The 19,213-nt window shown below is 70.6% G+C and carries 18 protein-coding genes; 5 read left to right on the top strand and 13 right to left on the bottom strand.

Annotated elements, in window-relative coordinates:
* Window positions 1-67: 67 nt before the first annotated feature.
* The 5 genes from pheS to ACHFIV_RS20600 all read left to right on the top strand — a co-directional run bounded on the left by pheS (window position 68) and on the right by ACHFIV_RS20600 (window position 6,660).
* The gene (pheS, locus tag ACHFIV_RS20620) at window positions 68-1,195 is read left to right on the top strand and encodes a phenylalanine--tRNA ligase subunit alpha (RefSeq protein WP_398970970.1); all 1,128 of its coding nucleotides are present in this window, start codon (window positions 68-70) and stop codon (window positions 1,193-1,195) included.
* Window positions 1,195-3,705 (top strand): phenylalanine--tRNA ligase subunit beta, encoded by a 2,511-nt coding sequence (gene pheT / locus ACHFIV_RS20615; RefSeq protein WP_398970967.1) that lies wholly within the window; start codon window positions 1,195-1,197, stop codon window positions 3,703-3,705. The genes pheS and pheT overlap by 1 nt, the downstream gene beginning before the upstream one ends.
* Before the next feature lie 357 nt (window positions 3,706-4,062).
* Window positions 4,063-5,403, top strand: a complete 1,341-nt coding sequence (locus tag ACHFIV_RS20610; RefSeq protein ID WP_398970965.1) for a transcriptional regulator — start codon at window positions 4,063-4,065, stop codon at window positions 5,401-5,403.
* 87 nt (window positions 5,404-5,490) lie between these two features.
* On the top strand, window positions 5,491-6,021 hold the full coding sequence (locus ACHFIV_RS20605; RefSeq protein ID WP_398970963.1) for an NUDIX domain-containing protein: 531 nt from the start codon (window positions 5,491-5,493) through the stop codon (window positions 6,019-6,021).
* Between the two features lie 363 nt (window positions 6,022-6,384).
* Window positions 6,385-6,660 (top strand): GlsB/YeaQ/YmgE family stress response membrane protein, encoded by a 276-nt coding sequence (locus ACHFIV_RS20600; RefSeq protein WP_398970960.1) that lies wholly within the window; start codon window positions 6,385-6,387, stop codon window positions 6,658-6,660.
* 110 nt (window positions 6,661-6,770) lie between these two features.
* Here ACHFIV_RS20600 and ACHFIV_RS20595 read toward each other — a convergent pair whose 3' ends face one another.
* The 13 genes from ACHFIV_RS20595 to ACHFIV_RS20535 form a co-directional block, all read right to left on the bottom strand.
* Window positions 6,771-7,220: a MarR family winged helix-turn-helix transcriptional regulator gene (locus ACHFIV_RS20595; RefSeq protein ID WP_398970957.1), complete on the bottom strand. Its 450-nt coding sequence runs from the start codon at window positions 7,218-7,220 to the stop codon at window positions 6,771-6,773.
* Window positions 7,221-7,320: 100 nt separating this feature from the next.
* Window positions 7,321-8,187, bottom strand: a complete 867-nt coding sequence (locus ACHFIV_RS20590) for a fumarylacetoacetate hydrolase family protein (protein WP_398970954.1) — start codon at window positions 8,185-8,187, stop codon at window positions 7,321-7,323.
* A 38-nt stretch (window positions 8,188-8,225) separates the two neighbouring features.
* A complete protein-coding gene (locus tag ACHFIV_RS20585; RefSeq protein ID WP_398970951.1) occupies window positions 8,226-9,266 on the bottom strand; it encodes a cupin domain-containing protein in 1,041 nt (346 codons plus the stop codon).
* 23 nt (window positions 9,267-9,289) lie between these two features.
* Window positions 9,290-10,558, bottom strand: a complete 1,269-nt coding sequence (locus ACHFIV_RS20580) for an FAD-dependent monooxygenase (protein WP_398971134.1) — start codon at window positions 10,556-10,558, stop codon at window positions 9,290-9,292.
* A 114-nt stretch (window positions 10,559-10,672) separates the two neighbouring features.
* Window positions 10,673-11,323: a CoA transferase subunit B gene (locus ACHFIV_RS20575; protein WP_398970950.1), complete on the bottom strand. Its 651-nt coding sequence runs from the start codon at window positions 11,321-11,323 to the stop codon at window positions 10,673-10,675.
* Window positions 11,323-12,078 (bottom strand): CoA transferase subunit A, encoded by a 756-nt coding sequence (locus tag ACHFIV_RS20570; RefSeq protein ID WP_398970948.1) that lies wholly within the window; start codon window positions 12,076-12,078, stop codon window positions 11,323-11,325. Before ACHFIV_RS20570 ends, ACHFIV_RS20575 begins: the two co-directional genes overlap by 1 nt.
* Window positions 12,079-12,232: 154 nt before the next feature.
* Complete coding sequence (locus ACHFIV_RS20565; protein WP_398971131.1) at window positions 12,233-12,970, bottom strand: SDR family NAD(P)-dependent oxidoreductase; 738 nt, start codon at window positions 12,968-12,970, stop codon at window positions 12,233-12,235.
* 14 nt (window positions 12,971-12,984) lie between these two features.
* Window positions 12,985-13,956 (bottom strand): fumarylacetoacetate hydrolase family protein, encoded by a 972-nt coding sequence (locus ACHFIV_RS20560; protein ID WP_398970945.1) that lies wholly within the window; start codon window positions 13,954-13,956, stop codon window positions 12,985-12,987.
* 90 nt (window positions 13,957-14,046) lie between these two features.
* Entirely contained in the window at window positions 14,047-14,985 is a 939-nt protein-coding gene (locus ACHFIV_RS20555; RefSeq protein WP_398970943.1) for a VOC family protein, read from the bottom strand.
* 13 nt (window positions 14,986-14,998) lie between these two features.
* Window positions 14,999-16,003, bottom strand: coding sequence for an amidohydrolase family protein (locus ACHFIV_RS20550; protein WP_398970940.1), 1,005 nt, complete (start codon window positions 16,001-16,003; stop codon window positions 14,999-15,001).
* Window positions 16,000-17,130 (bottom strand): FAD-dependent oxidoreductase, encoded by a 1,131-nt coding sequence (locus tag ACHFIV_RS20545; protein WP_398970939.1) that lies wholly within the window; start codon window positions 17,128-17,130, stop codon window positions 16,000-16,002. Before ACHFIV_RS20545 ends, ACHFIV_RS20550 begins: the two co-directional genes overlap by 4 nt.
* A gap of 23 nt (window positions 17,131-17,153) precedes the next feature.
* Window positions 17,154-18,116, bottom strand: coding sequence for a cyclase family protein (locus tag ACHFIV_RS20540; protein ID WP_398970936.1), 963 nt, complete (start codon window positions 18,114-18,116; stop codon window positions 17,154-17,156).
* Window positions 18,113-19,111 carry a fumarylacetoacetate hydrolase family protein gene (locus ACHFIV_RS20535; protein WP_398970933.1) on the bottom strand — a complete coding sequence of 333 codons (999 nt, stop codon included), beginning with the start codon at window positions 19,109-19,111 and terminating at the stop codon, window positions 18,113-18,115. Before ACHFIV_RS20535 ends, ACHFIV_RS20540 begins: the two co-directional genes overlap by 4 nt.
* Window positions 19,112-19,213 lie beyond the last annotated feature (102 nt).

Genomic DNA, 19,213 nt, shown 5'->3' with positions numbered 1-19,213 from the left:
GCACCTTTGCGTCCTCAGTCGTCGAGCGGGGGACCGCACCATCAGCCAATCGGAAGCACGGGAAGAGATGTCGGCACCGAACAAGTCGTACGACCCAGTCGAGGTCGAGGCACTGAAACCGGAAGAGATCGAGCGCATGCGGGACGAGGCGTTCGCCGCCTTCGCCGCCGCGGGCGACCTCGACGCGCTCGCCCAGGCGAAGACCGCGCACACCGGTGGCACCTCGCCCCTGTCCCTCGCCAACCGGGAGATCGGCGCCCTGCCGCCGCAGGCCAAGGCCGAGGCGGGCAAGCGCGTGGGCCAGGCCCGCGGCGCCGTCTCCAAGGCCCTGGCAGCCCGCCAGGCCGAGCTGGAGGCCGAGCGTGACGCCCGCGTCCTGGTCGAGGAGGCGGTGGACGTCACCCTGCCCTACGACCGGACCCCGGCCGGTGCGCGCCACCCGCTGACGACCCTCATGGAGCGCGTCGCCGACGTCTTCGTCGCCATGGGCTACGAGGTCGCCGAGGGCCCCGAGGTCGAGGCGGAGTGGTTCAACTTCGACGCCCTGAACTTCGTGCCGGACCACCCGGCGCGTCAGATGCAGGACACCTTCTTCGTGCAGGGCGCCGACGGCGCGAAGAGCGATGAGTCCGGTGTCGTGCTGCGCACGCACACCTCGCCCGTCCAGGCGCGCTCGCTGCTCAGCCGCAAGCCCCCCGTCTACGTGGTCTGCCCCGGCCGGGTCTACCGCACCGACGAGCTCGACGCCACCCACACCCCGGTCTTCCACCAGATCGAGCTGCTGGCGGTCGACGAGGGCCTCACGATGGCCGACCTCAAGGGCACCCTCGACCACATGGTCCAGGCGCTCTTCGGCCCGGACATGAAGACCCGGCTGCGGCCGAACTTCTTCCCGTTCACCGAGCCGTCCGCCGAGATGGACATGGTCTGCTACGTCTGCCGCGGCGAGTCGGTCGGCAACCCGGACCGCCCCTGCCGCACCTGCGGCAGCGAGGGCTGGATCGAGCTCGGCGGCTGCGGCATGGTCAACCCGAAGGTGCTCGTCGCCTGCGGTGTGGACCCCGAGAAGTACAGCGGATTCGCCTTCGGGTTCGGTATCGAGCGGATGCTCATGTTCCGCCACAACGTCGAGGACATGCGAGACATGGTCGAGGGCGACGTCCGGTTCACCCGGCCGTTCGGGATGGAGATCTGATGCGCGTCCCGCTTTCCTGGCTGCGGGAGTACGTCGACCTGCCGGTGACGGAGACCGGCCGTGACGTACAGGCCAAGCTCGTCTCCGTCGGCCTCGAGGTCGAGACCGTCGAGCAGACCGGCGCCGGCCTCAAGGGTCCGCTGGTCGTCGGGCAGGTCCTGACCATCGAGGAGCTGGAGGGCTTCAAGAAGCCCATCCGCTTCTGCACGGTCGACGTCGGCACGGCCAACGGCACCGGCGAACCGCAGGAGATCGTCTGCGGCGCCCGTAACTTCTCCGTCGGCGACAAGGTCGTCGTGGTCCTCCCGGGCGCCGTACTGCCCGGCGACTTCGCGATCGCCGCGCGCAAGACGTACGGCAAGACCTCGCACGGCATGATCTGCTCGACCGACGAGCTCGGCATGGGCGACGACGGGACGCACGGCATCATCGTGCTGCCGCCGGAGTACGAGCCCGGCACCGACGCGATCGAGCTCCTGGAGCTGGTCGACGAGGTCCTGGACATCGCCGTCACGCCCGACCGGGGCTACTGCCTCTCGATGCGCGGGGTCGCCCGCGAGGCCGCCGTCGCGTACGGGCTGCCGCTGCGAGACCCGGCGCTCCTGGACGTGCCGCCGCCCAACGCGCACGGCTACCCGGTGAAGGTGTCCGACCCGTTCGGATGCAGCAACTTCACCGCGCGTACGGTCACCGGGCTGCGGCCCGAGGCGCGCTCCCCGATCTGGATGCAGCGCAGGCTGCAGAAGGCCGGGATGCGTACCGTCTCGCTGGCCGTCGACATCACCAACTACGTGATGCTGGAGCTCGGCCAGCCGCTGCACGCCTACGACCGCACCCGTGTCGCGGGGGCGATCGGTGTGCGCCGCGCCCAGCAGGGCGAGAAGCTCACCACGCTCGACGGCGCGAAGCGTGTCCTGGACGCCCAGGACCTGGTCATCACCGACGACCGCGGGCCGATCGGCCTCGCGGGCGTCATGGGCGGAGCCGACACCGAGATCGCCGACCACGCCGAGGACACCGGGACGACCGAGGTCGTCATCGAGGCCGCGCACTTCGACCCGATCGCCATCGCCCGGACCGCGCGCCGCCACAAGCTGAGCTCCGAGGCGTCCAAGCGCTTCGAGCGCGGTGTCGACCCCAAGGCCGCCGCCGCGGCCGCGCAGCGCACGGTCGACCTGCTGGTCCTCCTCGCGGGCGGCACGGCCGAGGCCGGCGTCACGGAGATCACCGCCCCGTCCGCGCCCCGCACCATTGCCATGCCGGCGGACCACCCCGACCGGGTGGCCGGTGTCGCCTACGGCCGAGAGACCGTCGTACGCCGCCTCCAGCAGGTCGGCTGCGACGTCTACGGGCAGGACGAGCTGATCGTCACGGTGCCGTCCTGGCGCCCCGACCTCGCCGAGCCGAACGACCTGGCCGAAGAGGTCATCCGGCTGGAGGGGTACGAGAACCTCCCGTCCACCCTGCCCACGCCGCCGTCCGGGCGCGGGCTCACCGACCGCCAGCGGCTGCACCGCCGCGTGGGCCGTGCCCTGGCGGGCGCCGGTTACGTCGAGGCGCTGAGCTACCCGTTCATCGGCGACGCCGTCCTCGACCAGCTCGGCCTGGAGAAGGACGACGCCCGCCGCCGCACGGTCACCCTCGTCAACCCGCTCTCCGACGAGGAGCCCGCGCTGCGCACGACGCTGCTGCCGGGCCTGCTCGGCGCGCTGCGTCGCAACGACGGCCGCGGCAGCCACGACCTGGCGCTCTTCGAGACGGGCCTGGTCTTCAGGCCCACCGGCGAGGAGGCCAAGGCCGTCCGTCTGCCCGTCGACCGCCGTCCCACCGACGAGGAGATCGCCGGACTGGACGCGGCGCTCCCGCGTCAGCCGCGCCGTGCCGCCGCCGTCCTGGCGGGCGCCCGCGAACAGGCCGGCTGGTGGGGCAGGGGCCGCCCCGCCGGCTGGGCGGACTCCGTCGAGGCCGCGCGCTCCATCGCCCGTGAGACGGGCGTCGAGGTGACGGTCCGCGCCGACCGGCACGCACCGTGGCATCCCGGCCGCTGCGCCGCGCTGTACGTCACGGTCGACGGCGAGGAGACGCTCTTCGGACACGCGGGCGAACTGCACCCGCGCGTCATCAAGGAGCTCCACCTGCCCGAGCGGACCTGCGCCATGGAGGTCGAGCTCGACGTCCTGGAGCAGGCGGCCGACGGCGTGCTCCAGGCGCCCCGGATCTCCCTCTTCCCGGTGGCGACCCAGGACGTCGCCCTCGTCGTCGCCTCGGACGTGCCCGCCGAAGCGGTGGAGAAGGCCCTGCGCGAAGGCGCCGGCGGCCTGCTCGAATCGCTGCGGCTGTTCGACGTCTTCACCGGCGAGCAGATCGGTGAGGGCAACAAGTCCCTGGCGTACGCGCTGCGGTTCCGTGCCCCGGACCGCACGCTGACCGTGGAGGAGGCCTCGGCGGCCCGCGACGCCGCGGTCGCCCTGGCCGCCGAGCGCACCGGCGCGGTGCTGCGCGGCGCCTAGTCACCGAGTGGTGAGAAGGGGCGTATCCGGTCACCGGATACGCCCCTTCTGTTCTCGCGGGGCGGCCCGGGGACCGCACGCGGCCCGTCTGTCATCGGGGCAGCGGGGCCGCGCGATCCGGCGCCGTACGCCCTGCCACGGAGTGTCGGGCAGGCCGGCAGGACGAACGGCGCGGGGCGGGTCGTCGAACTGTTACGAGGGGGAGCCGACGACCCGGCCGCCTCTTGCGAGGCACTCAGTCAACCCGGCGGCGCCCCGGCGCGGCAGAGCGCACAGCCGGACGCTTCGGGCATTGCGTTCACACCCCGTGTGAATCGTGCTCCACTAGGCTCTTCGCGACACGCACATGGGGGGGCAATGGAGCCCAACGTCCTGCTCGAATCGCTGATCGACGAGGCGGGTGTGTCCCGTGCCGGGCTCGCCGGCCACGTCAACCAGGCCGGCCGCGCCCGCGGGCTGTGCCTGCGCTACGAACACACGGCGGTCGCCCGCTGGCTGAAGGGCCAGCGCCCGCGAGGGCAGGTGCCCGACCTGATCTGCGAGGTCCTCGCGGACCGGCTGGACAGACCCGTCACCCTCGACGACATCGGCATGGGGGTCTCCGGGGTCCACGCGGTGGACCGGGACACGGGTCTCTCCGGCTTCGTCGACCGCGCGACCGCCCTGTGGCGCTCCGACGAACAGCAGCGTCCGCACCTCGCCACCGCGCCCGCCGTCACGGGCACGACAGCCGTGATGCCGGTCTGGGAGTGGGAGAACCCTCCCGACGACACCGACGTCTCCCGTCCGGGGCCGGCCCGCGTGAGCACGGCGGACCTGGCGATGCTCCGTGCGGCCCGCACGCACTACGAGCAGATGTACCGGAAGGCGGGCGGTATCGCGACCAAGGCACGCGTCGTCGGCTTCCTGAACGCCGAGACGGCACCGCTGCTGCGCGGCGGGTACAGCGACACCACGGGCCGGGAACTGCACCGTGCCACCGCCGGGCTGGTGGCCGTCGCGGGCATCTGCGCCTACGACTCCGACGCCCACGGGCTCGCCCAGCGCTACTTCCACCAAGCCCTGCGCCTCGCCAAGTCCAGCGGCGACCGGGGTCTGGGCGGCTACGTGATCGCCCTGCTCGTGAACCAGTCGCTGTACCTGGCCGAATACCGCCGGTCCGTCGCCTTCGCCGAAGCGGCCCTGCGGGCGGCGGGCCCGCACATCACGCCCGCGCTGGCCACCGATCTGCACGCGATGCAGGCCAAGGCCTACGCCCAGCTCGGCGACCACCGCGGCGCCCTGGAGTGCATCCGCCGCGCGGAGGCCGAGGCCGGACGCATCCGGAGCGGGGGTGAACCCGCCGAGACGGGGTACGTCCAGCCCGGTCTCGTCAACGTCCAGGTGGCGGAGGCCCTGCTGCGACTGGGGGATCTCTCCGGTGCCCGGGAACACGCTGCGGCGGCCGTACGCTCCCCGGCGCACGATCGCGGGACCGTGCACCGGCTCGCCATGCTCACCCACCTCGAACTGCTTCAGGGAGAGGCCGACAAGGCGGCCGGCACGGCCTCGGACATGGCGGAACGCGCCCGCGGCATGGAGTCCCAGCGGCTCCGGGACCGGATGCGTTCCGTGCGGGAACACCTGGCCGCCAGCGGCAGCGCCGACGCCGAGGCGGCGGCCCGTCTCATCGACGGGGCGCTCCGCGTGCCCCTGTGAGCCTCGCCCCAGGAACCTCCAGACGTTCCCCCGCGGGGCGGACCCTGCTCCGATATTGCCATCGACCAGTCGGAAGGTGGCAGAACAGTGCAGTGGACGAACTTAAACGAACAGACGGTGTACGAGAATCCATGGTTCCGGGTCAATCTGGCGGATGTCGTCCTCCCCGACGGCCGGCATCTGGACCACTTCCTCATCCGGCTCCGGGCCGTCGCCGCGGCGACCGTCGTCAACGAGGCCAACGAGGTGCTGCTCCTGTGGCGCCACCGTTTCATCACCGACAGCTGGGGCTGGGAGCTCGCGGCAGGTGTGGTCGAGGACGGTGAGGACGTCGCCGCCGCGGCGGCACGGGAGATGGAGGAGGAGACCGGCTGGCGCCCGGGGGAACTGCGTCCGCTGATGACCGTGGAACCGGCCAACGGCCTCGTCGACGCCCGGCACCATCTCTTCTGGTCCCGGGAGGCGACGTACACCGGTCATCCGGCGGACGACTTCGAGTCCTCCCGCCGCGAGTGGGTCCCGCTCAAACTGATCCCGGACCTGGTCGCGCGCGGTGAGATACCGGCGGCCAACATGGCGGCCGGCCTGCTGATGCTCCATCACACACAGCTGGGCTGACCTCACGTGCCGGTGCGGCGGGAAGACCGGGGGGACCCGGCCGGCCCGCCGCACCGGAGGCGGATCAGTCGCAGGGGCGCCGCCCAGGGTGCACACGCGCCGGGCTCGGCCCGATGACGCGAGGCCGGACCGGGCGCTCGCGGCGGTCGGCATGTGAACGGTCATGCCGGAGTCGGACACCGCAGCGGTGGCAGCGCGACGGACGGCCCACTGCCCCGCGGCCCCGTCCTGCCCTGCGCGAGTGCGTAAGCCCGCCGGAGTCGCGCCCTGCCGGAGGCGGCAGACATGCGGTGTTTGAAATGGCCGGGACGGTAAAGACGGTGCATTGACACAGGCTTTATACGACGAGGTAGGAGACGCATCATGGGCATCATCGCCTGGATATTCATCGGGTTGCTCGCCGGCGTCATCGCCAAGGCACTCCTGCCGGGCAAGGACCCCGGCGGCATCATCATCACGATGCTCATCGGCATCGCGGGCGGACTGCTCGGCGGCTGGCTCGGCAAGGTCATCTTCGGAGTCGACTCCATCGACGGCTTCTTCGACCTGTCCACCTGGATCGCCGCCGTTGTCGGCTCCATCATCCTCCTCGTCCTGTACCGGGTCGTCACCGGCAACCGGCACTCGCGTCGCGCCTGATCCCCGACTGCCCGCAGTCCGCGCCCGCCACGAACGGCTCCCCCGCTGCTTGCCGGGGAGCCGTTTGCCGTGCACCGAGCGGACCTCGTCCGGAGGACGCTCTGCCAGGCTCATGCTCCGCTGCGGAGCGACTCCTCATCCAGCGAGGCGAGTCTGCTGAGGATGTCAACGGCTATCGCCCGTTCACCCTCGGGAAGTGCTCTGAGAAGTAGCTCGTTGATCCGTTCCGCCGGAGCGATCAGGGAGTCGAGCAGCGCAGCCCCCTCATCGGTGAGATGCAACAGCGTTCGTCTGCGGTCTTCCTCGTCGCGCACCTGGCTCACGAGAGCCTGGTCGGTCAGACGGCGGACCATCAGATTGACCGTGGAGCGGTCCAGTGAGGTGAGGCGCCCGAGAGTCCGCTGGTCCACCCCGGGCTCCCGGCTGAGAGCGTTGAGGACGGCGAACTTCTGGGAGGTGATCTCACGGGACACGTGCTGGGCCCAGAGGGCCGTGTGCACCTGCTCGGCGCGCCGGATCAGATGGCCGATGTAGTTGGGCAGCTCCAGTGCGCGCGCCACGGTGCTCCCTCCGTCCGTCGTCTAGGTGGTGCCGTCCGGGGGACAGCCGGTCCTCATGGAGTCTAGGAGTGCGCGGCACCACCCTGTGTGCGACCTCCCGTCAGCGGTCCCGCCGTCCGGGGCGCTGCTCGTACGGGGTGGCCAGGGAGCCGTCGACACCCACTTCGAGGCGGCCGACCCGATCGATCTCCAGGACGACGCGGTCCCCATGGCTGAGCGGTCCCACGCCGGCGGGCGTGCCTGTCGCGATCACGTCGCCGGGGTGGAGCGTCATGACGGACGAGGTGTAGGCGATCAGCTCCGCGACCCCGAAGATCAGATCGGCCGTGTTGGTGCGCTGCCGGGTGGCGCCACCGACGTCACAGCGCAGGTCGAGGGAGTCGGGGTCCGGTATCTCGTCCGAGGTGACGATCCACGGCCCGATCGGAGTGAACGTGTCGAACGACTTGCGCGTGGAGCGGTCCTCGCCTGAGCGCACGGTGATGTCCAGCACGCAGGTGTAGCCGAAGACGTGGTCCAACGCGTCGTCCACGGCTACATGACTGGCGGTGCGTCCGATGACGACGCCGAGCTCACCTTCCTGGTCGGTGCGCTTGTCGGTGTAGGGCAGGAGGATGTCCTGGCCCGGGCCGATGACCGAGGAGTTGGCCTTGAGGAAGACCCCGAGGTCGGCGACCGAGGTGGTGTAGGCCATCTCGGCTTTGTGGTCGAGGTAGTTGACCGGTGCGCCGACGACCTTTCCGGGCCGGGGCAGGGGGGCTTCGAGGGCCGCTTCGTCGAGCGGGACGCGAGCGCAGCCTGTGAGGTCGACCCGTACCGCTCCGTCGTGTGCGACGGTCTCGATGTGCTGGTGCAGCGCACCGGCCACGCTCGGGGTGCCGGTTCCGGTGAGTTGTTCGGTCACGTCGACGAGGTCGTCGCCGTCGACGACGCCGAGGCGTCCCTTGTTGAACAGGGCCAGACGCATCGTGGCCTCCTTGTGAAGTGTCGGATGGGGGAGGGAGATCAGGCGCCGGGGTCGGCGTCCTCGGTGCGGTAGAGGCCGAGGGAGCGCATGACGGGCTCGTCGCTGTACGAGAACAGGACCGCGTCGCCGGACGCGGAGGCGTTCAGATGTCGGTAGGAGGCCCAGCCGGGCACGGCGAAGGTGTCGTGCTCGGCCCAGTCCAGTCGTACGCCGTCCACGATCGTGGCGCCTTCACCGCGGACGACGTTGAAAATGGTGGAGGCTGTGTGCCGACGGCCTGCCCCCTGGAATCCGGGGCGCAGGCGCTGGACGCGGCAACCGATGGTGGGCATGACCGGACCGCCCGTCCACGGGTTGGTGTACTCCAGGACGATGCCGTCGACGTCGCTTCCCTCGGCCGTGTCGGCGATGCCCTCCAGTGACCGCTGGGTCTCCTGCCAGGTGTAACGGGTGACGGGGGAGTTGGGCCCGTCCTGCGAGAGCCAGACGGGATTGAGCCTGCCGTGGAGGAACTGCCTGCTGCCCGCGTCGTCCGCTCGGGTAACGGGCTGGAGGCGCTGGTGGAACTTCTCGTAGAAGCCGGCTTCCAGGGCGTTGACCAGCGGGTAGTCGAGGGCGTCGAGCCAGATCATGGGCGCGTCGCCCTCGTGGGTGTGGTCGTGCCAGTGCCATCCCGGGGTGAGCAGCAGATCACCCGGAGCCATGAAGACGCGCTCGCCGTTGACCGTCGTCCACGCGCCGCTGCCCTCCAGGATGTAGCGGAAGGCGTTGGAGGTGTGCCGGTGGGCCTGTGCGGTTTCGCCGGGCAGGATGACCTGCAGTCCGGCGTAGAGCGTGTTGACGGTGGCCGGGGGATCGGTCAGACCGGGGTTGACGAGCATGAGGACCCGGCGTTCGGCCTCTTCCAGCGAGAGGGTCCGGGAGAAGTGCAGCAGGAGGGGCCGCAGTTCCTGCCAGCTCCAGCGGTAGGGAACGGCGCGGCTCTTCGGCCGGGCGGGGAACAAGTTCCCGTAGAAGCGCCAGAGCGGAGCCGCACCCAGGTCCGGCAGGGCCTTGTAGGCGAGTTCGTCGGTCGTCATGGTGTCCTCCTGCGGTTGCTGGATCACGGAACGGGGACGCTGGCCGGGGACGGCGTCCACACCCAGGAGACGTCGTCGAAGTCCTCGGGCCCACGTGACGCGAAGAGCTGGTTGCGGAGGGTGGCCCCCATGCCCTCCAGGTGGCAGATCTCGCCGAAGCGGCGTGCGTTGGTCTGGATGAGGGCCGCGCGCTCGCGGCGCTGATCGGCGTACGCCGCGAAGGCGTCGGCAGGGTCGGTGAACCGGCCGAGAGCCCCTCCGAGGGCGACTGCGTCCTCCAGTGCCTGACAGGCGCCTTGGGCCAGGTACTGCAGCATCGGATGCGCGGCGTCGCCGAGCAGTGCGATCCGGCCGTGCACCCAGTTGTCGACGGGGAGACGGTCGAACAGAGGCCAGCGCCGGTCCCGCGCTATCAGGGGCAGGGCGTCCCGCACGGCCTGGCAGGTTCCCGAGAATCGTTCCTCGAGTTCGGCCTCGGTGCCCCAGGCGTCGGAGTCCGGTGCGTAGTGGTCGCTCTCGAACACCGCGACCTGGTTGTAGAGCTCGCCGCGCCGTACCGGGTACTGCACCAGGTGCATGCGCGGCCCCGCCCAGACCATCACCGCGTCCGAAGCGGCATGCTGTGACATCCGGCCGGTCATCCTGTGCGCGGGCAGGGCTCCACGGAACGCCACGTAGCGCGAGCAGACAGGCTCGCCGTCACCGACCAAGGCCTGGCGCAGCCGCGAGTGCAGACCGTCCGCCGCCACGACCGCGTCGGCCGTCAGCTCCGCCGCAGTCCCGGCGAAACGCAGGTGGACCGCTGAGTCGTCCTGTTCGGCGTGCGTGACGGTGTGCCCGGTGCGCAGCGTGATGGCGGGGTGTTCCTCGCAGGCGGCGAGGAGCGCGGCATGCAGGTCCGTGCGGTGCGTGACCAGGTAGGGGTGACTGAAACGCTCGACGTACGCAGGGCTGCGGAGATCGAGAGAGGTGACCTGATCTCCGCTCAGGGCGTCCATCATCACGAGCCGGGGCGGGGCGACCGCGGCGCGCTGGACGGCCTTGAGCACCCCCAGTTCTTCCAGGGCCTGAGAAGCGTTCGGGGCGAGTTGGAGGCCGGCTCCGATCTCCCCGAACCGGGAGGCTCGTTCCACCAGGGTCACGTAGTGACCGGCGCGGGCGGTGGACAGCGCTGCGGCCAGACCACCGATACCACCGCCTACCACGGCGATGCGGAGGGGGACAGGGGTCACGGACATACGGCCTCCTTGGGCAGGGAAGTGGAGGACACCGACGGAAGGCGACGAGAGCAGCCGCCTGAAATGATCAGTACGCGGATCATTGGTGTACGGATCATATTGCGAGGGTGTTGCCCCGGTGTCAACGGCTCAGCCGGGAAAGGTCAGCAGCGACTCAAGCCCACGGGATCAACATGCGGCCGTGTGGCTGTCCGCGTACACAGGAGCGTCGGTGTGCGCCGTGACGTCCGCGAAGGTGACACCCGGGGCTGTCTCGACGAGGGCGAGGCCGCGAGCGGTCACATCCAGCACACCGAGATCGGTGATGACGCGGTGTACGCAACGCCGGCCGGTGAGGGGGAGCGTGCACTCCTGGACGATCTTGGGGCTGCCGTCCTTCGCGGTGTGCTCCATGAGGACGATGACGCGGCGGGCGCCGTGGACCAGGTCCATCGCCCCGCCCATGCCCTTGACCATCTTGCCGGGGATCATCCAGTTGGCGAGGTCGCCCCCGGCCGAGACCTGCATGGCGCCGAGAACGGCGGTGTCGATGTGCCCGCCGCGGATCATGCCGAAGGAGAGCGCGGAGTCGAAGAAGGAGGCGCCGGGCAGGACGGTGACGGTCTCCTTCCCGGCGTTGATGAGATCCGGGTCGACCTCGTCCTCCGTGGGGTAGGGGCCGGTGCCGAGGATGCCGTTCTCGGAGTGGAGCACGACGTGGACTCCGGGCGGGAGGTAGCCGGGTATGAGGGTGGGGAGGCCGATTCCCAGGTTGACGTAGGAGCCGTCAGTGAGCTCCTCGGCCGCGCGGGAGGCCATCTGTTCACGTGTCCAGGGCATCAGACGCTCACCGTCCTCTTCTCGATACATTTGGCAGCGGCTTGTCCGGGAGTGAGTTCCACGATTCTCTGCACGTATATGCCGGGCAGGTGGACCTCGTCGGGTGCCAGCTCGCCGGGTTCGACGAGCTCCTCGACTTCTGCGACGGTCACGCGGCCGGCCATGGCGGCGAGCGGGTTGAAGTTCGCGGCCGCTCGGCGGAAGACGAGGTTGCCGTGCCGGTCGCCGCGCCAGGCCCGGACCAGGGCGAAATCAGTGGTGATGCCGTGCTCCAGAAGGTACGTGCGTCCCGAGAACTCCCGGGTTTCCTTCTGTGGTGAGGCGACGGCGACCGATCCGTCGGGTGCGTAGCGCCAGGGCAGGCCACCCTCCGCCACCTGAGTGCCGACGCCGGCCGGCGTGTAGAAGGCGGGAATGCCCGCGCCGCCGGCCCGTAGGCGTTCGGCGAGCGTGCCCTGCGGGGTCAGCTCCACCTCGAGCTCGCCGCTGAGGTACTGCCGGGCGAACTCCTTGTTCTCGCCCACGTAGGAGCCGGTGACCCGGGCGATGCGCCCCGCAGCGAGCAGGACGCCCAGGCCGCGGCCGTCCACGCCACAATTGTTGGAGACGACCTCCAGCCGGGCTGCCTCCTGCCTGTGCAGGGCGTCGATGAGGACATCGGGGATTCCGGAGAGCCCGAAACCGCCGACTGCGAGTGAGGCGCCGTCGGGGATGTCGGCGACCGCCTCTGCGGCACTTCCGCTGACTTTGTTCACGTGCGTGATTCCTCTGGTGTGACGGCGCCGGGCAGGACCGTGGTCCAGCCGACGCCGATGACGGGGCCGGCGCCCGGTTGCGAAGCGCGGGCCGCTGTCCGGTCCCGGCTTCCGGCGGGGCCGGGGATCGGAGCCACCTTGCCTTCGAGCCGGTTCACTCAGCGGCCTCGGGGCGCAGGGCGTCGGAGACGGACTTGACGCCGCCGTGTGCGGTGAGGCCGCCGTCGACAGGGATGTCGGCTCCGGTGATGAACGACGACTGGTCGGACAGCAGGAAGACCACCAGCGGCACCACTTCGTCGACGCTTCCGGTACGCCCCAGCGGGGTTTCGCGGATGTTGGTCTCGCGGAAGGCCGGGGCGGCGGAGGCGGTCATCTCGGTCTCGATGTAGCCGGGATGGACCGTGTTGACACGGATACCGCGCGGGCCGAGCTCCAGCGCCGCCGTCTTCGACAGTCCCCGCAGCGCCCACTTACTGGTCGTGTACGCGACCGGGTAGTGGGCGGTGAGGGCGGCGGAGGAGCCGACGTTCACGATCGAGGAGCCCGGGGGCATCAGGGGCATGAGGTGCTGGATGCCCAGGAGAGGGCCGGTGACGTTGACCGCGTGGACGCGCGCCATGTCCTCGGGGCGCACGTCGCCGACGCGGGCACGCCAGGTGATTCCGGCGTTGTTGACCAGACCGTGGACCTGCCCGTGGGTCTCCCGCAGTTCGGCGGCGAGTTCGGCCCAGTGCTGCTCGCTGGTGACGTCCAGGCCGCGGCAGCCGTCCCCGGGTTCGACGTCCGTGGCGATGACGTGGGCGCCTTCGTGGGCAAGGGCGGTGGCCTCGGCTGCGCCCTGACCACGGGCTGCGCCGGTGACGACGACCACCTTGCCGAGCAGTCCCATGGGGTGCGGGCCGGTCACGGCCGCTTCCGGTTTCGGCGCCGGCCGGCCGGCAGGGGCAGGGGCTCAGCACCGGGGACAACGGTGTTGGTGAGCGTGCCGACACCCTCGACGGTCAGACTGACGGTGTCGCCGGGCTTCAGCGGTGGCGGGGTCTGCTCGCCGCGCAGGCCCCACAGCTCGGCGAGGCAGCCGCCGTTTCCGCAGGTCCCCGACCCCAAGACGTCCCCCGGCACGACGCGCGTGCCGCGCGAGGCGTAGGCGGTCATCTCCTCGAAGGTCCAGCTCATGTGGGACAGGAGGTCCTCGCCGATGGTCTCCCCGTTGATCGCGGCGGTGAGGGCCAGCCGCAGGAAACCTTCGGAGTCGCGGTAGGGCTCCAGCTCGTCCGCGGTGACCAGGTAGGGGCCGAGGGTGGTTGCGGTGTCCTTGCCCTTGCAGGGGCCGAGGCCGACCTTCATCTCCGCCGACTGGAGGTCGCGCGCCGACCAGTCGTTGAGGACCGTGTAGCCGACGATGTGGTCATGGGCCCGCTCCGGGGTGAGGTCGCGGCCCTCGCGGCCGATGACGGCGGCGACCTCGAGTTCGAAGTCGAGCGCGGCGGAGCCGGGCGGCACCGGGACGCCGTCATGGGGGCCGTAGACCGCGTGGGGGTTGGTGAAGTAGAAGGTCGGTGCCGCGTACCACTGCTCGGGTACACCGGCGACGCCGTCGACCGCGCGGCGCACACCTTCGACGTGCTCCTCGAAGGTGACGAAGTCGCGGACGGACGTGGGCTGGAGTGGGGCCAGCAGCCGGACCTGGGAGACATGAGGTCCGGCCGGTACGTCACGTGCCGCCGCACCTGCGGCGAGCAGGCCGGGCAGCCCGTCGGTCTCCGCGAGCAGCGTGGTGAGCGAGGTGACGCCGGGCAGGGGGAGGAGTGTGCCGTCCTCTTCGACAACGGCAACGCGGTGGCGGTGCTGATGTTCGTAAGTGGCGAAACGCATGGTGCGGCTCCAGGAGGGGCGGGGAAGGGCTGCCGCGGCCCTGTACGTGACACGGCCGCGGCAGCCCCGACAGGAGAGGAGTGGTCCGGCTCAGACCGGCGGGGCGACGAACACGCCGCGGTCGGGGTCGTTGAAGGACTCCTTGGCGACGAGTTCGTTCATGGCGTTGGCGGTGCCCCACTGGTCGGTGACCTCGGGCTTGGAGAAGTCGTAGACGTGGGGGTGCCAGGTGTCCTCGTCGAGGTTCTCCAGCTCGGTCGTGTACTCGACGGTGTTGCCGTGCGGGTCGAGGAAGTACGTGAAGGTGTTGTCACCCGCCATGTGCCGCCCGGGACCCCAGATCTTGCGGAAGCCGGCCCGCATGACCCGGCCGGAGCCGCGCATGTACTCGTCGATGCCACGCATCTCGAAGGAGACGTGGTGCAGGGCGGTGTGCGGGCCCTGGGCGATGGCCATGGAGTGGTGCTGGTTGCTGATCCGCATGAAGTGCATGACCTCGCCCATGTGCGGGGAGCTGAGCGTGTCGGAGAGGGCGAAGCCGAGGTGGCGTTCGTACCACTCGCGCGTGCGGTTCAGGTCGGGGGAGTTGAGGACGACGTGGGAGAGCTTGACCGGGATGGCCTCCTTCTCCTCGATCTTCCTGTGCTGCCGGACCTCGACGTCGGCGGACACCTCGATGGTGCGGCCGTCGACGTCGAAGAAACGGAAACCGTAGCCGCCGCCCGGGGTGTCCACGGAGCCCGGCCGCGAGATCAGCTGCACACCCCCGGCCAGCAGCCGCTCGGCGAGGGTGTCCACGTCGGCCGGGTTCGCCGCCCCGTAGGAGACGAGGTCGAGCCGCTTCTCCTCGGCCTCGCGCAGCCGTACGACGTACTGCTCGGGGGAGCCCTCGGCGGCCAGGAAGGAGATGCCGGAGTCCTCGGCCACCTTGGTGAGGCCCCAGACGCCGGCGTAGAAGTCGAGCTGCTTGTCGTAGTCCGGCACCGCCAGGTCGACGTGACGCAGGTGGGTGAGCAGGCGTGCGCTCATGGTGGGTTCCTCCTCAGGCGAGGGTGAGATCGAGCAGGGCTGAGGCGTTCCGGCCGCTGACGGCTTCGAGATCGGCCTCGGACAACCGGGCTGCGCGCAGGGCGGCGACGGGGTCGTCGGTGCCCATGTCGAAGGGGAAGTCGGAACCGAGCAGGACGCGGTCGGGACCGGCGACCCGGATCAGTTCGCGCAGGACGTGCGGGTCATGGACGAGTGAGTCGAAGTAGAGCCGCTTGAGGTAGCTGCTGGGCAGGTGGGCGCAGCCGGCACCGGCGTCCGAGCGCGCGGTCCAGGCGTGGTCGGAGCGGCCGATGTGGGTGGGCAGGTAACCGCCGCCGTGCGCGGCGATCAGCTTCAGGCCGGGATGGCGGTCGAGTACCCCCGAGAAGATGAGGTGGGAGAGCGCGACGGCGTTCTCGGTGGGCTGGCCGACCGTGTTGGACAGGTACCAGCGGTCCAGGCGCTCGTCGAGGGTGCAGCCGAAAGGGTGCAGGAAGACGATCGCGCCCGTCTCGTCGGCCCGGGACCAGAACGGCTCGTACGCGGGGTCGGACAACTCACGGCCCGGTGCGTGGCTGGAGATCTCCACGCCCAGGAGTCCCTGTCCCAAGGCGTCGTCGAGGGCTACGACGGCCAGATCCGGGTGCTGGAGCGGTACGAGTCCGAGCCCTCGCAGCCGCTTCGGGGCCGCCGCGCAGTGCGCCGCGGTTGCCTGGTTGGCCAGCCGGTACACCTTCTCGGCGGTCGTCTCGTCCGCCCAGTAGTGGTAGTGCGAGGGGGACGGGCTGACCAGCTGGACGTCGACGCCCTGCTGGTCCATCGCCGCAAGGCGCACAGCGACGTCCGTCAGTCTCGGGATGCGCTCACCCACCATGGGCCCATTCACCGCGAGAGCCTCGGCGCCGTTGCGTCGGGCGTCCAGAGCTTTTGCCGCGTCATGGCCGGGCAGGCCCGCCACGAGTGCCTCGACCTCGGGAAGCAGGACGTGCGCGTGCACATCCACGGTCGGGAAAGTCACGGCAGCTCCCTGAGCATCGTCATGGTGCGGCCCATCAGGCCGGGAACATCGGCGTCGCGTACGCCGTCGAGCTGCCACTGCCCGATCTGTACGGAGGCCTCGACGACCGGCCGGACCCTTGCGATCCGTCGTTCGTAGTACTGCTGGAACAGGGTGTCGTCCCAGGTGCCGGACTCGGTCAGGAGCTGTGCGAGGACCCAGGCGTCCTCCAGGGACAGGGCGGCGCCCTGGGCGAGGGTGGGCGGGCAGCAGTGGGCGGCGTCGCCGACGAGGACGACCCGGCCCCGGTGCCACGCGCCCTCGACCAGCATGCGGTCGAACCAGGTGTAGTTGACCTGGGCGGGGTCGGTGATGTGCCCGGTGATCTCGGGCCAGTTGCCGCCGTAGGCGGAGGCCAGGCGGCGCATCTCGTCGGCGTACGACTCCGGGGGGATCGCGGCGCGGTCGCGGTTGGCTTCGACGACGTACGCGTAGAGAGTGGTGTCGCTGGTGGGGCAGTAGCCGGCGATGAAGGCCGGACCGCCGTAGGCGAGATCGGTACGCTCCACGCCTGCCGGGCGGGGGGCGGCGACGCGCCAGATGGCCATGCCGGTCGGCTCGGGCTTCGCCGTGATGCCGATGGCGGCCCGGGTCGTGGAGCCGAGGCCGTCGGCGGCGATCACCAGGTCGTAGCGGCCCTCGGAGCCGTCACTGAAGCGGACGGAGACGCCGTCGGCGTCCTGGTCCAGGATCTCCGCCGTGACCCCCAGCCGGACGGAGGCGCCGCTGGCGCGCACGGCCTCGATCAGGATGCGCTGGAGCTGGGGCCGCTGCATGCCGACGGTGGCGGGGAGGTCGTCGCCACCGCTGCGGATGTCGTCCTGCGCGTGCAGGACGGTCCCGTCAGGGGCGGTGATGCCGACCGACCCGAAGCCGAAGCCGGAAGCCTCGACCTGCGCCCACACGCCCAGCTCGCGCAGCACGCGCAGGGCGTTGCCCTGGAGGGTGATGCCGGAGCCGGCGGTGGCGTTCCAGTCGTCCTTGGCCTCGATCAGGTGCACGTCGACACCGGCTCGCCGGAGAAGGAGCGTCACGGCGTTCCCGGCAGCGCCGCCACCGATCACCAGGACCTCACGAGCTTTGTTCATAGGGAACTCCTTTGTTCCTCGGCCTACTTGACGGCGATCGGGTTGATGGGGGAGCCGACCGCGCCGGTGATGGGAAGGGGCGCGGCGGTGAGCCAGAACGCGTACGCGCCGTCGGCCGCACAGTCCTCGGCGAGTGCGTCGAGGTCCCACATCTCGCCTATGAGCAGGCCCATGTTGGGGATGGCGACCTGGTGCAGCGGCTGGAAGGCGACGTCGAACTCGTTGGGCCGCACCTCGAAACCCCAGGTGTCGGTCGCGACGGCGGCGATCTCGGTGCCGTGCAGCCAGCCGGCGGTGGTGAAGGAGAGGCCGGGGGCGGGTCCGCCCGCGTAGTCGCCCCAGCCGTCACGACGGGCACGGGCGAGCTGTCCCGTACGGATCAGCACGATGTCGCCGCGGCCGACAGTCACGCCCTGGGCTTCGGCGGTGGCCGTCAGGTGCTCCTCGGTGATCGCGAAGCCGTCGGGCAGTTCACCGCCCTCACCGATCGTGCGGCCGACGTCCAGGAGCACACCGCGTCCGGCGACGTGCGGAGCCATGTGCTCGATGCCGGTGACCAGGTCGCCTTCGGAGGTGACGGTCCTCGCCGCGTCCCGGCCGTTCCACGTCTTGCCGTGGTCGAAGATGTGGCCGAGCCCGTCCCACTGGGTCGAGCACTGCAGCGGCATCGCGATGACGTCGTCGGCGCCGCCGAGGCCGTGCGGGAACCCCTGCAGGCCGAGTGCCGCGTCGGTGCCGGTGTCGAGCATGGTGTGGACGGGATTGGTGCGCCGGCGCCACCCCTTCTGGGGGCCGTTCATGTCGAAACTCTGGGCGAGCGAGAAACTGGCGCCCCGGCGGATGAGCGCGGCGGCCTCGCGCCGCTTCGCCTCGTCCAGGAAGTTGAGGGTGCCGAGCACGTCGTCCGCGCCCCAGCGTCCCCAGTTGGAGTACGCCTTGGCGGCCTCGGCGATCGAGCCCTCGGGGTCGGTGCGGTCGAGGGTCATGAGGCCTCCGTGACACAGCGGGTGCGCTGAGCACCGAGTCCGGTGATGGAGCCGTCCATGACATCTCCGTCGCGCAGCAGCCGTCCCCAGTGCATGCCGTTGCCGGCCGGGGAGCCGGTCAGTACCAGGTCACCGGGCAGCAGCCGGGCCGTCTGCGAGGCGTAGGACACCATGCGCGCGACGTCGAAGATCATGTCCTTGGTGGACTCGTCCTGCATGGTCTCGCCGTTCAGCTTCAGCACGAGGCGCAGGTCGTCGGTGTCCGCGACCGACTCGGCCGGCACGATCCAGGGGCCGAGCGGGGTGAAACCGGGCGCGTTCTTGCTGCGCAGCCAGTCGGTTCCGATCTGCGGCATGTCCCTGCGGAACACGGTCGCCCGATCGGTCAGGTCGTTGGCGATGGTGTAACCGGCGACGTGGCCGAGGGCGTCCTCCACGGACACCTGGTGGGCCGGCCTGCCGATGACCGCCACCAGCTCCAGTTCCCAGTCGGGCTTTCCGGCCCAGGACGGGAGTACGACGTCGTCGTAGGGGCCGGTGATCGCGCTCGGCAGCCCGATGAAGACGTAGGGCAGGTCCTCGTCCGCCCTGCGGTCCATGATCTCTGCGGCCTCGGCACGCCGCTCCTCCTCGGAGCGGTCGTCGCCCGGCGCCCGGTGCGCGACATGCAGGTCGATCACGTGCTGCCGGTAGTTCGCCCCGGACTGGAACACCTGCCGCGGTTCGACAGGAGCGTGCACCCGGAAGTCCGCCAGCGGCCTTCGCTCGGACTCGCTGTCGCCGGCCAGCGCGGTGAGCCGCCCCGCAGCCGTGTCCCAGGTCTCCAGGAGGTCTCGGATGGACAGGGACTTGTCACCGAAGGCAGCGCGCAGGTCGACGACCTGGGCGTCCGCCGTCACGAGCGCGGGGAAGGCGGGGCCGTCCGGTGCCGAGAGCGTGGCCAGAGCGAACGGCCCGGCGAACAGCGCGGGCGCGGATGCAGATTTCACGAACATGTCCTCCTGATTGCGGTGGGACTAATCTGGACCCAGCACCCGGGATCACGGAAATCAATTCTGTGGATGGCTCTCATCCATCGCGTTTATTCCTTCCTGGTC

It is taken from the genome of Streptomyces sp. ALB3, assembly GCF_044385685.1.
In the GTDB taxonomy this organism is placed as follows: domain Bacteria; phylum Actinomycetota; class Actinomycetes; order Streptomycetales; family Streptomycetaceae; genus Streptomyces.
The sequence above is the reverse complement of the archived record's forward strand: the minus strand, read 5'-3'. Positions and strand labels throughout refer to the sequence as shown.